At 70.0% G+C, this 13,518-nt stretch carries 10 protein-coding genes; 2 read left to right on the top strand and 8 right to left on the bottom strand.

The window, feature by feature from the left end:
• Position 1: 1 nt before the first annotated feature.
• Entirely contained in the window at positions 2–2,146 is a 2,145-nt protein-coding gene (locus tag ABD104_RS09880; RefSeq protein ID WP_132979552.1) for a hypothetical protein, read from the bottom strand.
• Positions 2,147–2,270: 124 nt separating this feature from the next.
• On the opposite strand from ABD104_RS09880, the gene ABD104_RS09875 reads away from it, so the two are divergent.
• Entirely contained in the window at positions 2,271–3,428 is a 1,158-nt protein-coding gene (locus ABD104_RS09875) for a class I SAM-dependent methyltransferase (protein ID WP_132979553.1), read from the top strand.
• 34 nt (positions 3,429–3,462) lie between these two features.
• On the opposite strand, the gene ABD104_RS09870 is transcribed toward ABD104_RS09875, so the two are convergent.
• Genes ABD104_RS09870 through ABD104_RS09860 form a run of 3 tightly spaced genes read right to left on the bottom strand, consistent with a single transcriptional unit; the run spans position 3,463 to position 6,603 of the window.
• Positions 3,463–4,332: an HpcH/HpaI aldolase/citrate lyase family protein gene (locus ABD104_RS09870; RefSeq protein WP_087838725.1), complete on the bottom strand. Its 870-nt coding sequence runs from the start codon at positions 4,330–4,332 to the stop codon at positions 3,463–3,465.
• Between the two features lie 25 nt (positions 4,333–4,357).
• Positions 4,358–5,596: a CaiB/BaiF CoA transferase family protein gene (locus tag ABD104_RS09865; RefSeq protein ID WP_343927448.1), complete on the bottom strand. Its 1,239-nt coding sequence runs from the start codon at positions 5,594–5,596 to the stop codon at positions 4,358–4,360.
• On the bottom strand, positions 5,596–6,603 hold the full coding sequence (locus tag ABD104_RS09860; protein ID WP_420494820.1) for a tripartite tricarboxylate transporter substrate binding protein: 1,008 nt from the start codon (positions 6,601–6,603) through the stop codon (positions 5,596–5,598). The genes ABD104_RS09865 and ABD104_RS09860 overlap by 1 nt, the downstream gene beginning before the upstream one ends.
• A gap of 98 nt (positions 6,604–6,701) precedes the next feature.
• Between ABD104_RS09860 and ABD104_RS09855 the strand changes: the two genes are divergently transcribed.
• Complete coding sequence (locus ABD104_RS09855; RefSeq protein WP_087838723.1) at positions 6,702–7,592, top strand: LysR family transcriptional regulator; 891 nt, start codon at positions 6,702–6,704, stop codon at positions 7,590–7,592.
• Here the strand turns inward: ABD104_RS09855 and ABD104_RS09850 are convergent.
• The 4 genes from ABD104_RS09850 to ABD104_RS09835 all read right to left on the bottom strand — a co-directional run bounded on the left by ABD104_RS09850 (position 7,589) and on the right by ABD104_RS09835 (position 13,488).
• Positions 7,589–9,370, bottom strand: a complete 1,782-nt coding sequence (locus ABD104_RS09850) for an ABC transporter ATP-binding protein/permease (protein WP_343927521.1) — start codon at positions 9,368–9,370, stop codon at positions 7,589–7,591. The genes ABD104_RS09855 and ABD104_RS09850 overlap by 4 nt on opposite strands.
• A 102-nt stretch (positions 9,371–9,472) precedes the next feature.
• Positions 9,473–10,594 (bottom strand): tRNA nucleotidyltransferase/poly(A) polymerase-related protein, encoded by a 1,122-nt coding sequence (locus ABD104_RS09845; protein WP_087838721.1) that lies wholly within the window; start codon positions 10,592–10,594, stop codon positions 9,473–9,475.
• Positions 10,581–11,558, bottom strand: coding sequence for a complex I NDUFA9 subunit family protein (locus ABD104_RS09840; protein ID WP_338616633.1), 978 nt, complete (start codon positions 11,556–11,558; stop codon positions 10,581–10,583). The genes ABD104_RS09845 and ABD104_RS09840 overlap by 14 nt, the downstream gene beginning before the upstream one ends.
• A gap of 13 nt (positions 11,559–11,571) precedes the next feature.
• A complete protein-coding gene (locus tag ABD104_RS09835) occupies positions 11,572–13,488 on the bottom strand; it encodes a lytic transglycosylase domain-containing protein (protein ID WP_343927447.1) in 1,917 nt (638 codons plus the stop codon).
• Positions 13,489–13,518 lie beyond the last annotated feature (30 nt).

Raw genomic sequence — 13,518 nt, 5'->3', positions numbered from 1 at the left:
TTTACAGGTTCAGGTCCTCGGCCGCCTGATAGACGGACCAGGGAAGGTATTTGGCCAGGGTTTCCTGCGGTATGTCGGCCACGGGGAAGAAATAGTATTCGCCGCCCAGCAACCGGCCGCTGTCCGGTTGCGCATAGGCCGTCCGCTTGTAAGAGGCCAGCTTGCCCAGGTCGTACAGGCTCAGCTGAAAGCCCCTGCCGCCATCGACGGGCCGGCGGCCCGCGCCCTCGATGGGGTCTCGCAGCACGACGGCGTCGATGGGTACGGCGGGCTGGGACACGCGGCAGAAGCCGGTGCTGTCGGATAGATTGAACTCGTCGGCGAAAGTCTGGAAGTTGAATGCCTTGCCGTAGCGCTCGCGGATGACGGTGGCGAACGAGCTGTTGAGCTCGGCCGCGCTGGGCAGCCGCCAGGAGAACCGGGCGATCAGGTCTTCGCCGATGGCCGCCGACCATCCGGGCGGCATGTCGTCGGGCGAGCACGGATCGACGTAGGTGTTGCGCATCTCCCTGGGCAGGTCGAGATGGCCGGGCAGCCGGAATGCCTGGCTCTGCGCCGCGGGCATCATGGCATCCACCTGGTCGGTGGCCGTGCAGCGGCCAACCCAGGTGAGGCCGTGACGCAGATCGATGAGCTGGCGGCGGCTGCCCAGGTACCGAGGGCGCAGCTTTTCCAGGTTGATGGCGGAGGCTTCCAGCAACTGGTTCAGCCGCAGCACGGTCGCGGCGTTGACCTTCTTGCCGGTGAGCTTCTCGATCGACTCATGGGCATTGATCAGGTAGGCGTAGCACAGGGTGTTCCACTGCTGGAAGTAATCGAGCAGGTCGGTGTATTGCTTCTGCACCAGGGCGGAGTAATAGCGGCCCTTGCCCATGTACTCCATCCAGCGGGTGAGCACGCCGGCATCGAGGAATGAACGCAGGCCGACAAAGCGGTTGTAGGCTTCGACCAGTTGCGCGTCCCGGGCCACCAGGTCGTTGCAGTGCCTGAGCATGTCGGCCGAGTAGTCTTCCAGCGAAATCGCGCCGCGCTCGTAGTTGCCGGAGGTGCGGTTTATCGAGATGGAGATCGCGTCGAAGGCGTTGAATACGCTGCGCACTTCGTCGAAGCTGCGATTGAACTCTGCCTTGTCCAGCCGTTGCAGGATCTGCTGGATGTTGGCGGACAGGTCGCGCAACTGCGCCTTGATTTCCGCCAGGGTTTCCTTGACGGGGTCGGAGGAGGGGAAAAGCTGCTCCAGGATCAGGTCGCCCACGGTGCCGATGATGGGCACGCCGATGGCGCTCGCGCCTTTCTTGACGGCGAAGCCGAGGGCCCACTTGGCGGCCTTGGTCCAGTGGCGGTTGACCAGCTCCTTCAACTCGTCGGGGATGTTTTCGTCGATGAGGTCGTCGTACCGTGGCGTGCCGCCGCATTCGTCCGGCGCCCCGGCCGCCGATCGCGCGGAACGCCGGGCGCCGTAGCCGGACAGCGTGTCGTAGTTCGTGGCGAAGCCGTCGGCGATGCCTTGGGCCATGCCGTCGACGAGCGCGTCCAGGTAGCCTTGCAGCCCCAGGCCCGAAGCCTGGGCGCGGTGCGCGAGCCTGGCCTGGTCCAGCGCGCTGCCCGTCGGGCCGAGGTCCGACAGCAGGATCCAGGCGTCGACGCCGAAGAACTTCTTCATCACGAAATCGATGCCGGCCGGAGACAGGCGGGTGCGCTCGTAAAGCCTGGCCAGGACGGTCGGCAGGAGGTTGACGTCGATCACGGGCTGGATCTTCGTCCCGAAGTTGTATTCGAACCCGTACAGCCGCCCCTGGGCGGTGTCGGCCACGGCCACCAGGAAATTGCGGCCTTCCGCGGTGGACACGAATGTGCCCGCGGCATCGGTGGTACCGCTGTCCACCAGGATGTCGCGGACGTCGTAGACCTGTACCTGCACGCCGGCTTGCGGGGCATCGCCGATCATGACCGATACCGAGAAGCTCTGGCCCGGCGTGGGCGCGGCCAGCAGGTCGGGATCGATCGCCGGGGATTGGGGCAGCATGTCGAGGCCGTAGCGGTACTCGATCTGGTCGGCCACGATGGCGCCGCTGCCGCCGCAGCCGGACAGCCAAGCCAGCATGCCGCTCGCGGCGGCGGTGTTCAGGAAATGACGTCTATCCATGGGATCTGGTTCGTACGAGGGACGGATCAGCCTATCAGCGCCGCCGCAGGGGCGGGATCCCTACAAGTGGGTATTCGCAAGGCAGTCCGCCGGTTGCGGCGCGCAGTCATGGGAAAATGGCGGCATGAGCAAGCTTCCCGATCTCGACCCCGCGTCCAGCGCCCATTCCCGCCTGGTTGCCGACCATCTTGCCGCGCAGATACGCGGCGCCGGAGGCTGGCTGCCGTTCGATCGATGGATGGAGCAGGCCCTTTATGCGCCCGGCCTGGGCTACTACGCCGCCGGCAGCGCCAAGCTGGCCGAAGGGGGACGGCATCCGTCCGGGGATTTCGTGACCGCGCCCGAGCTGACGCCGCTGTTTGCGCAGACCTTGGCGCGCCAGGTGGCCGAGGTGCTCGAGGCCTGCGGCGGCATCGAGGTATTGGAGTTCGGCGCCGGCACCGGCGCCTTGGCGGCGGGGATGCTGGCGGCGCTGGACGAACTGGGCGTGGCGGCGCGCTACCGCATCGTGGAGGTCTCGGCCGACCTGCGCGATCGCCAGCGCGCCCGGCTGGCCGCCTACGGCGACCGTGTGGCATGGCTCGATGTGCTGCCGGCCGCCTTTACCGGCTGCGTGGTGGCCAACGAGGTGCTCGACGCCATGCCCGTGCGGCTGTTCCGCTGGACCGAAGGCGGCCTGGCGGAGCGCGGCGTGGCCCTGGACGAGAACGCGCGCTTCGTCTGGCGGGACCGCGCCGCGCCGGCCGACCTGGCCGAGGCCGTTTCATCGAGAATGCCGCCGCTGCCGGGCTACGTGTCCGAGATCAACCCGCGGGGCGAGGCCTTCGTGCGCGGCATGGGGGCGTGGCTGCGGGCGGGCGCGGCGCTGCTGATCGACTATGGCTTCTCGCGCGCCGAGTACTACCACCCGCAGCGCATGGAGGGCACGCTGATGTGCCACCTGCGGCACGTGGCGCACGCCGATCCGCTCGTCGCCGTGGGCGTGCAGGACATCACCGCCCACGTCGATTTCACCGCCATGGCCGAGGCGGCGGCCGAGGGCGGGCTGGAGGTGCTGGGCTATGCCTCGCAGGCCGGCTTCCTGATGAACGCCGGGTTGATGGAGCTGCTGTCGCGCTTGGATCCGGCGGACGCGGCCGCCTATGCGCAGGCGGTGGCGCCGGTGCAGAAACTGCTGTCGCCGGCCGAGATGGGCGAGCTGTTCAAGGTGCTGGCCGTGGGCCGCGGCCTGGACCGGCCGCTGTCGGGCTTCGGCCGGGGCGACCGCAGCCATACGCTCTAGAGCCCGTGCGGGCGCCTTTTAGCGTGAACAGGCCCTAGGAGGCGGTCGCCAGGCCCAGGCGGCGTGCCGTGTCCATGATGGCGCGCGCGCGGCGGATGAAGGGCGCGTCCACCATGCGGCCGTCCACCGTGAAGGCGCCCAGGCCGGCGCGCGCGGCGTCCTGCTCGGCCTGCAGTACCCGTGCCGCGTGCCGGACTTCCTCGTCCGTGGGCCGGAACGCCTCGTTGGCCATCGCCACCTGGCTGGGGTGGATGCAGCTCTTGCTCACGTAGCCCAGCCGCCGGGCCATGTGCGCCTCGGCCAGGTAGCCCGCGCGGTCGGCGATGTCGGCATAGGCGCCGTCGCAGGCCCAGACGCCGGCCCGGCCGGCGGCCAGCCGTATGGCCAGCAGGACGTGGTGCACGGCGGCGCTGTCGCGCCGGTCGACGCCCAGGTCTTCGAACAGGTCGCCCAGTCCGACCTGCAGGCCCGCCACGCGCGGATGGGAGCCGGCGAGTTCCGCGGCCCGAGCCAGGGCCTCGGGCGTCTCGATGTTGACCAGGATGCCGATCGGCCGGGCAATGCCCCGCGCGCGCTCGATCTCGTCCAGCCGCTGCGCCGTGGCCTGGATGGCTCGGGGGGATTCGGCCTTGGGCAGGTTGACCAGGTCCAGCGCCGGCAGCGCCACCGCGTCCAGGTCGGCGCCGAAATGCGGCGTATTCCAGGCATTGATGCGCACGACCATGCGCTTGCCGGTGCCGGCGGCCGACGACGCGAGAAAGGCAGCGACGGCCGCGCGCGCCTCGTGCTTGCGATCGGGCTGCACCGAGTCCTCCAGGTCGAAGGACAGCGCATCGGCGTCGCCGGCCAGGGCCTTGGCGAAAAGTTCGGGGCGGGAGCCGGGAACGAAGAGTTTGCTGCGCATGGCGGGTCTCTTGAAGGCGGGACCGTCAACGGTCCTCGTTTTCCTGGTGCACGGCGCCGTCCCGCACCAGTGCCTGGTAGCGCCCGTCGTCCACGCCCAGCGCGGCCAGCACCTCGCGGTTGTGCTGGCCGATGGCCGGAGCCGGTGTGCGGATCGCGCCGGGCGTGCCGCTCATGCGCGGCACCACGTGATGCATGGGGAAGGCGCCCATATCGGGATCGGGATAGTCGGCCAGGATCTCGCGGTCGACGAAGTGCGGATCGTCCACGATCTGCGAGATGTCGTAGATGGGGCCGATGGTGACCTGCGCCTCTTCGAAGAAGCGGACGTTCTCGGCTTGCGTGCGCCGTGCGATGAAGGCGCCGATGATGGCGTCGAGTTCCTCGGCGTGGCGCACGCGGTCGGCGTTGGTACGGTAGCGGGGATCCTCGACCAGGTCGGGCCGGCCGATGGAGACGAACAGGCGTTCGGCCATCTTCTGGGTCGAGGCCGACAGGCCCACGTACAGGCCGTCATTGCAGCGATAGGCGTTGCGCGGACCGGAATTGGTGGACCGGCTGCCGGTGCGCGGTTTGATGCGTCCGGTCAGGCGGTAATTGGCGGCCTGCGGGCCCAGCACCGCGAACAGCGGGTCGAGCAGGGGCAGGTCGATCACCTGCCCTTGCCCGCCGTTGACCTCGACCTCGCGCAGCGCGATCAGCAGCCCCGCCACGCCGTACAGCCCGGCCACCGTGTCGGCCAGGTACATGGGCGGCAGCACCGGCTCGCGGTCGGCGAAACCGTTCATGGCGGCGAAGCCCGAGATGCCCTCGACCAGGGTGCCGAAGCCGGGGCGGCCGCGATAGGGGCCGGTCTGGCCCCAGCCCGAGATGCGCACCACGACCAGGCGCGGATTGCGCGCCAGCAGCACGTCGGGTGCGAGGCCCATGGCTTCCAGCACGCCGGGCTTGAAGCTCTCGACCAGCACCGCGGCCTTTTCCGCCAGCTCCAGCAGCAGCTCGCGCGCCGCCGGCTGGCGCAGGTCCAGGCCCAGGCTTTTCTTGTTGCGCGCGTACAGCTTCCAGTTGGTGTCCACGTCCTGGGTGCGCCAGGCGCGCAGCGTGTCGCCGTCCGGGCTTTCCACCTTGACCACGTCGGCGCCGAAGTCCGCCAGCACCTGGGTGAGCGTATTGCCCGCCACCAGCCGCGACAGGTCCAGGATGCGCACGTCCGACAGCGGGCCGCCGGCGTCGGGCTCGTAACCGCGTTGTTTCAACGATGCCATCACTCCGCCTTGATGTTCGCCTGCCGGGCGACGCGCCGCCATTGCTCGATGTCGCCCCGCAACTGGGCGCCGAATGCGTCCGGCGTCTTGGGGTCGGGCTCGGCGCCTTCGCGCAGCAGCAGGTCCTTGATCTCGTCCAGGCCCAGGATACGATTGATCTCGGTGTTCAGGCGAGCCACGACGGAGGCCGGCGTGCCGGCGGGAGCCAGGATGCCCCACCACAGGCCCGATTCGTAGCCCGGCGCGCCGTTGGCGGCCAGCGGCGCAAGCCCGGGCGCGACCGCCGAAGGCGTGGCGCTGGTCACGCCCAGCGCGCGTACCTTGCCCGCCTTCACGGTGGGCAGGATGGACGGTCCGCTGGCGATCAGCACCTGGATATGCCCGCCGATCAGGTCGTTGATGGCCGGCGCCATGCCCTTGTAGGGAACGTGCGTCATCTGCACGCCCGCCACCTGGGCGTACTGGTGGGTGGCGAAGTGATTGATGCTGCCCACGCCCGAGCTGGCGTAGTTCAGCTTGCCGGGCTGGTTTTTCGCCAACGCGAGCAGGTCCTGCGGCGTCTTGACCGGCAGTTCGTTGTTCACCGTCAGGATCATCGGCCCCTTGGCCACCATGGCGACCGGCGCGAACGCGTGCACCGCATCGAACGGCAGGCTGGTCTGGATGGCCGCATTGGTCGTATAGGTGGACGACACGAACAGCAGCGTGTAGCCGTCCGGCTGCGCGCGCGCCGCCAACCCCGCCCCCACGCTGCCGCCCGCGCCGGCCTTGTTGTCCACCACCACCGGCTGGCCCAGCGCATCGCCCAGGCGCTTGCCGATCGCACGGGCGAACACGTCATTGGAGCCGCCGGGCGGGTTGGGCACGATCAGCGTGATCGGGCGGGACGGGAAGGCTTCCTGGGCCAGGACCTGCGCCGGCCCGGCGCAGCAGGCCAGTGCCACGGCCAGGCAGGCGGCGCGGCGGCCGGGACGGCAAAGGAGCGAGACAGGGGCGGGCGGGACGATCTTCACGGGTGTCTCCAGTCATGGTTATCCGACGGATTCTAGACACTCGATAAACTACGAAAAGCGATTTTTCGTGATGCGTCAGTTTAGGAAATCTGATGAAACTGGAATTCCTGCAGACCCTTTGCGCCGTCCTGCGCCGGGGCACCTTCGCGGCCGCGGCCGAGGAAGTGAACCTGACTCCCGGCGCGGTCAGCCAGCACATCAAGTACCTGGAGCAGCATTTCGGGCAGCCTCTGTTCGACCGCGCGGCGCGCCAGGCGCGTCCGACGCCGTTCGCCCACGAACTCGCGGCGCTGGTCCAGGGCACGCTGGAGTCGCTGGAGGCCCTGCGCGCGCGGCGCCAGACCCGGGTGTCCGGCAAGGTCACGCTGGGAACCATAGACTCCATCCAGGCCACCTTGCTGCCCATGGCGATGAAAGTGCTGCAATCGGACTATCCCGAACTGGACGTGCACCTGGCCCGCGGCCGCTCGGAGCGGCTGCTGGGCGAACTGCGGGACGGCACCATCGATGCCGCGGTGCTGGTGCGGCCGCAGTCGGGCGGATCGAGCCGGCTGCACTGGCAGACGCTGATGCACGAGGCCATGGTGCTGGTGGCTCCGCCCGAGGCGCGCGGCGACACGGTCGAGCAACTGCTGCGCGGCCACGACTGGATACGTTTCGACAAGACTTCCACCGGTGGCCGCATCGCCGCGCAGTATGTGCGCCGGCTGCATCCGCGCATGAAAAGCCGCATCGACCTGCTGTCCAGCCACGCCATCATCGCGATGGTCTCGGCGGGGCTGGGCGTCTCCATCATTCCGCAGCCCTACGACCCGCTGCGCAAGGCCTATCGCTTCCGCGAACTGCCGCTGGGGCGCGGCGGGCCCCGTCGCCAGATCGCCTTCGTCTGCCGCCGCGCAGATGTCGACAGGCCGGCGCTGGCCGTGCTGCGCGCGGCGTTCGAACGGGTGGCGGTCCAGGCCAGGGACGCGGCGGCCGCCTAGACGGGATGCGGCAGCGCCGCGGGCGCCGGCAGGTAGCGCGGCTCTTCGCCCGCCGCATGCACCGGCCGGTAGCGCAGATGGCGGTCATGCCAGCGCGCGACCGTGCTGCGATGGGCGATGCTGACGATGGCCGCGCGCGGCAGGCGTTCGACCAGCAGGGCATACATGGCGGCCTCGGTTTCCTCGTCCAGCGCCGAGGTCGCCTCGTCCAGGAACAGGAAGTCGGGCCGTTGCAGGATGGCGCGGGCGAAGGCCAGGCGCTGTTGTTCGCCCGGCGACAGCCGCATCCCCCAGTTGTCGCGCCGCTGCAGCTGGCCGGCCAGCCGCTCCAGCCGGCAGTCGCGCAGCAGGGCGGCCAGGGTGGCGTCGTCGTGGGTGCCCGGCGGCGAGGGGTAGTCCAGCGCGGCGGCAAGCGTGCCGCTGGGGACGTAGCTGCGCTGTGGCAGGAACAGGGTGCGCGCATCGGCGGGGCGTTCGATGGCGCCTCGGCCGTAGGGCCAGATGCCCGCCATGGCGCGGAACAGCACGCTCTTGCCCGCGCCCGACGGACCGGTCACCAGCAACCGTTCGCCCGGCCGCACGGTCATCGAGAACGGCTCGGTCAACGGCCGCCGCTCGTTCCGGCCGGGAAGGGCCAGCACCAGTCCGGCGGCGGTGATGGCGCCAGGCGCCGGCGTGCGGTCCCGTTCGAGCAGCGCGATGCCGCGCAGGCCGTCGCGCGCCGCGTGCTCGGCCTCGGCCGCCCCCAGCGCGGACTGGAAGTCCAGCAGGCGGTTGGCGGCGGCCTGCCAGCCCACCAGCGAGGCATAGCCGTCCACGAACCACGACAGCGCGCCCTGCACCTGGCCGAACGCCGAGGCGATCTGCATCAGCACGCCCAGCGTGATGGCGCCGGAGAAATAATGCGGGGCGGCCACGATCAGCGGAAAGACGATCGCCACCTGCCCATAGCCGGAGTTCACGAACACCAGCCGGCGCGTGTAGATCATCAGCCAGCGCCAGTTCTCGCGAATATGGTCGAAGGATGCGCGCAGTCCCGCGCGTTCGGCGGGCTCTCCGCCATACAGCGCGATGCCCTCGGCGTTCTCGCGCAGCCGCATCAGCGCGTAGCGGAAGTCGGCCTCGGTCTGTTCCTGGCGAAAGCTCAGGCCGATCAGCGGCTTGCCTATCCTGTGGGTCAGCCACGACCCCGCCACGGCATACAGCACGGCGAACCACACCATGTAGCCCGGTATGGCGACGGTCCGGCCGCCCAGCGCGAACACCAGCGGCCCCGATAGGGTCCACAGCAGCGTGACGAAGGACAGCAGCGTCACCACCGAGTTGAGCAGTCCCAGCGACAGCGTCAGGCTGGTGCTGGCCAGGGTGCGCAGGTCTTCGGCCAGGCGCTGGTCGGGGTTATCGGCGCCGTGCGACTGCTCCACCCGGTAGTAGGCCTGTCCCGAGGTCCAGCGCTGCAGCCATTCGCCGGTCAGCCAGGTGCGCCAGCGCATCTCCAGCATCATGGTGTAGAACTGCTTCATGATGGCGATGACGATGAATGCCGCCGCGATCGCGCAGAAGTGCGCCAGTTGCAGCTTGAACGCGGCGAAGTCGCGCGCTTCCAGGGCGTTGTAGAAGACGCGGTTCCAGTTGGTCAGCCAGACGTTGGCGGCCACCAGGGCCAGGTTCAGGCCGACGACCAGCGCCAGCAGGCCGAGCGCCGCCTTGCGGTCGTCGGACACCCAGTAGGGCTTGAGCAGCCGCCAGGTGGCGCCCAGGCGCAACTGGCCGCGGATGTCGCGGGGAGCGGGGCCGGTGTCTGCGGCCGGGTCGTCGGGGCGGGGCGAGGGACATGGCGGACATCCACGTGGCAACGGTGCCACGTTAGCCACGCTGCCTTAAGTGCCGCTTAAGGCGGCCAGCCGGGCGGACCGCACGGCCTCGCGGATGCCGCCGGGCCGGTCCGCATGCCGGGCGGCGATGGCGCCGGCATCGACTCCCCTGACCGTGTCCCGCCACGCCGTCCATTGCGCCACGTCCACCGGCATCCGCCGTTGCGCGGCCGCCAGCAGTTGCTCGAAACGCTCGGGCTTGCGCAGGGCGTCCGCGCGTTCCAGCAGGGCCAGCACGCGTTCGGGGTCCCGGCCCGCGCGCGGCAGCTCGGCCAGGGCCAGTTGCAGCAGGCGCGCCATGTCGTTGCAGTCGTTCGAGGCGCGCAGCCGCTTGCCCAATCCGGCCGGGTCGGCGCTGTCGGAGCAGAGCAGCGCGTAGCGCGAGGCCAACGGCAGCCCCGCATCGGCGGCCTGGTCCAGCACGGCCAGCAGTCGGCCGTCCACCGCCAGGCCGGGCGCGACACGCGGCAGCGCGTCGGTGTCGGCCAGCACCTGCAGCATGCGGGAGGGCCGCTCCTGCATCAGGCCGCGCGACAGCTCGCGCCAGACACGTTCGGGCACCAGGGCATCGACCTCGCCCTCGGCCGCCATGCGGCGGCACAGTTCCAGGGTCTCGGGCGCCACCGCGAAGTCGTGGAAGCGCGCCGCGAAGCGGGCCAGCCGCAGGATGCGCACGGGGTCTTCGGCGAAGGCCGGGCCGACGTGGCGAAAGCGCCGGGCGCGCAGGTCGTCCCGGCCGCCGTAGGGATCGATCAGGCGGCCATCGGGGGCCTGGGCGATGGCGTTGATGGTCAGGTCGCGCCGGCCCAGATCGTCCTCCAGCGTGACCTCGGGGCCGGTGTGGAAGGTGAAGCCCTTGTAGCCGCGTCCCGACTTGCGCTCGGTGCGGGCCAGCGCGTATTCCTCCCGCGTGGCGGGATGCAGGAAGACGGGAAAATCGCCGCCCACGGGTACGAAGCCGCGGGCCGACATCTGTTCCGGCGTGGCGCCCACCACCACCCAGTCGCGGTCGCCCGCGGGCAGGCCCAGCAGCGCATCGCGTACCGCGCCGCCCACGACGAAGACCGCCAGTCCGTCGGTGGCCGGGTCGGGACCCGGCGCTGGCCGGGCGAGGTCAGCGTCGGCCATGGCGCATGCGGAACATGTCGAAGCGGGTGTGTTCGCCCTGCCCGAGGTAGTCGGGCGCCAGCGCCTCCAGCGAGCTGGGATGGATGCCCAGTTCCGGCGCCAGCGGCCCGTCCAGGACCGCGTCCCGCGTCAGGGTATCGAGATTGTCGCGCGTGATCAGCGGCGCGCCGGGCAGCATTTCCATGGCGGCGGCCTGCAGCTTGCCCAGGCCCATGGGCAGCGGCAGCACGCGGCGGGGATGGCCGCTCCAGGCGGCGGCCTTCTCGACCAGTTCCCGCAGCGTATAGGCTTGCGGTCCGGCCACGGCATAGGTCTTGCCGTAGGTACGGTGATCGCCCAGCGCGTTGACCATGGCCTCGGTCAGGTCGCCCACGTAGATGGGCTGCAGGCGCGCCGATGCGCCCGCCACCGGCAGCACCGGGAAGCAGCGCGCCAGCGCGGCGAAGGTATTGAGGAAGCGATCATCGGGTCCGAACACCACCGACGGCCGGAAGATGGTCAGCGCGCCCTCGGGCCAGGCATCGAACACACGGCGCACGGCGGCCTCGCCGTCGCCCTTGGAGCGCTGGTACATGCTGGCGCCGTGGGAATCGGCGCCCAGCGCGCTCATGTGCAGCATGCGGGTCACGCCATGCGCCACGCAGGCCCGGGCCAGGCGTTCCGGCAACTCGACGTGCAGCTTGCGGAAGGTCTTGCCGTAGGGCGTGCCGCGGTCGCCGTGCAGCGTGCCGACCAGGTTGATGACGGCGTCGCGCCCCTGCACCAGGCGGTTCAGCGTGGCGTCGTCGGACAGGTCGGCCAGGGCGATGTCCACCGTGGGCAGCGGCAGCAGGTGGCGGGCGCTCATGTAGCGGCGGGTCGGGACCAGCAGCTTGCGGCCCTGGGCCGCCAGGCGGGCGACCAGGTGGCTGCCGATGAAGCCCGAACCGCCTAGCACGAGTATGCGAGGGTAGATCATGGTCATGGCGTGCGCTTCCTCAGGGTATGGCGGTGGTCTCCACCGTCTGCGGGACGACCGTTCCCAGCCGGGCCTTGAGCGATTGCGGCTGTCCCGTGAACAGGGCCGCGTAGTACGTGGCGTTGGACAGCACCTTCTTGACGTAGTCGCGGGTCTCGGTGAAAGGAATGGTCTCGGCGAAGATCGCGCCTTCCACCGGGCCCGGCAGGGTGGCGCGCCAGGTATGGGGCCGTCGGGGACCGGCGTTGTAGCCGGCCGAGGCCAGCAGGGGGGAACCGCCCAGGTCGTCCAGCACGATGCGCAGGTAGCTGGTGCCCAGGGTCAGGTTGGTGTCCATGTCGTTGACCCGGTGCTGCGCGTAGTCGCTCATGCCGATGCGGCGCGCCACCCACTTGGCGGTGGCCGGCATCAGCTGCATCAGGCCGGAGGCGCCCACGCTGGAGCGGGCGTCCATGACGAAGCGCGACTCCTGGCGGATCAGGCCATACACCCAGGTCGCGTCCACGCCGATCTCGCGCACCTTGTCCACCAACTGGTCGCGGAAGGGCGTCAGGAAGCGCAGGTTGAAGTCGTGCTGGTCGCGCGTGCGCTCGGCGGTGTTCACCGCGCGGTCGTACAGGTTCTCGCGATGCGCGAGCTGGGCGGCGGCCAGCAGTTGCCGGTCGTTCATGCCGCGCAGCGCGTAGTTCCATTCGCGCACCGCTTCCGTGCGCCAGCCCAGGCGGAACAGCGCGACCGCGCGTTGCAGGCCCGGGTTGTACTGCGCCTTGGCCAGCTCGTCCGGGGTGATCGGCGCCGTGGACGTGGGGATGGTGGTGGCGATGCCCAGTTCCTCGGCGGCCAGCTGGCCGTAGAAGTTGAATTGCCCGGCGATGCTGCGGTAGCCGGCCTGGCCTTCCTGCACGGCGCCCAGCGCGACCAGGCCGCGCGAATGCCAGTAGATCCAGGTGGGGTCCTCGCGCATGGCGGGCGGCATTTGCTCGATGTAGCGGTTCAGCGTGCGCCAGTCCACGGGCTGCTGGCGCAGCACCATGCGCGCGCGCCAGCCCTGGTTGTATTCGGTCAGCCTGCCGCCTTCGCCCGCGCGATACCAGGCGACGGCGACCGGGTCGAGCTTGAACGAGGCCTGCAGCGCGAACTGGTTGCGCACCCAGTTGGCGTCGTCGGCCGGCAACTGCCTGGCCCAGCTGCGCTCGAAATAGTCGTAGCCCACCTGCAGATCGTTGCGCGCCAGGCGGCTCAGCGCGGTCACCACCAGCTCGCGGCCGGCGCGGTCGCGCGGCAGCGTGTTCTGCCGCACCAGCCAGATCATGGGCTGGTCCAACAGGCCGTTCAGCGTCTTCTGCTGGGCCGGATCGAACACGTAGCGCGCCATGCGCCGGGCATTCGCCAGCGAGTTGGTCTCCAGCATGTTGCGCATCTGCGTGGCGAAGTCGTCCCACTGCATGACGCCGTCGGCCTGGAGCCGGTCGTACAGCGACCAGCAGCTGTCGCCCGGTTCGAACTTGGACATGGCCAGTTGGGCCGTGACCCGTTCGCCGCGCGCGTGCATGGCCAGTAGCACCGCACAGTCCACCTGCGGCGTGTTCACCGTGGTGTCGGCCAGCGTGCGCACGGTGGCGTAGTCGGCCTGCTTGGCGGCGGCCAGCAGCCATTCGCCGCGCAGCCGCTCGGCCAGGTAGGTGCCGCGATGGGCGGCCACGAAGTCGTTCAGCTCGGATTCGGGCAGCGGCTTGCGCGGATCGTTCAGCTGTTGCCGCAGCAGCCAGTACTGCGGATAGGCGGCCAGCACATGGCCTTCCAGGCGCGGGATCAGCGAACGGACGATGTCCCAGTTGCCCGTCTGCACCGCGGTCCGCGCCGCCAGCAGGGCGTCGTCGGACCCGGGCGCCGAGACCTGCGCGCAGGCGCTGCCCATGGCGGCGCTTGCCAGCACGGCGGCAAGTGCTGTAATGCGAATTCTGTT

The sequence above is a fragment of the Pigmentiphaga daeguensis genome (assembly GCF_039523035.1).
In the GTDB taxonomy this organism is placed as follows: domain Bacteria; phylum Pseudomonadota; class Gammaproteobacteria; order Burkholderiales; family Burkholderiaceae_B; genus Pigmentiphaga; species Pigmentiphaga daeguensis.
This window is presented reverse-complemented; position numbering and strand designations above follow the sequence as displayed.

Bases quoted from the DNA above. Each gene is read 5' to 3' on its own strand.
- ABD104_RS09865 (WP_343927448.1), bottom strand. From the start codon at position 5,596: ATGGCATCGTTGAAACAACGCGGTTACGAGCCCGACGCCGGCGGCCCG.
- ABD104_RS09840 (WP_338616633.1), bottom strand. From the start codon at position 11,558: ATGACCATGATCTACCCTCGCATACTCGTGCTAGGCGGTTCGGGCTTC.
- ABD104_RS09870 (WP_087838725.1), bottom strand. From the start codon at position 4,332: ATGCGCAGCAAACTCTTCGTTCCCGGCTCCCGCCCCGAACTTTTCGCC.
- ABD104_RS09845 (WP_087838721.1), bottom strand. From the start codon at position 10,594: ATGGCCGACGCTGACCTCGCCCGGCCAGCGCCGGGTCCCGACCCGGCC.
- ABD104_RS09855 (WP_087838723.1), top strand. From the start codon at position 6,702: ATGAAACTGGAATTCCTGCAGACCCTTTGCGCCGTCCTGCGCCGGGGC.
- ABD104_RS09875 (WP_132979553.1), top strand. From the start codon at position 2,271: ATGAGCAAGCTTCCCGATCTCGACCCCGCGTCCAGCGCCCATTCCCGC.
- ABD104_RS09880 (WP_132979552.1), bottom strand. From the start codon at position 2,146: ATGGATAGACGTCATTTCCTGAACACCGCCGCCGCGAGCGGCATGCTG.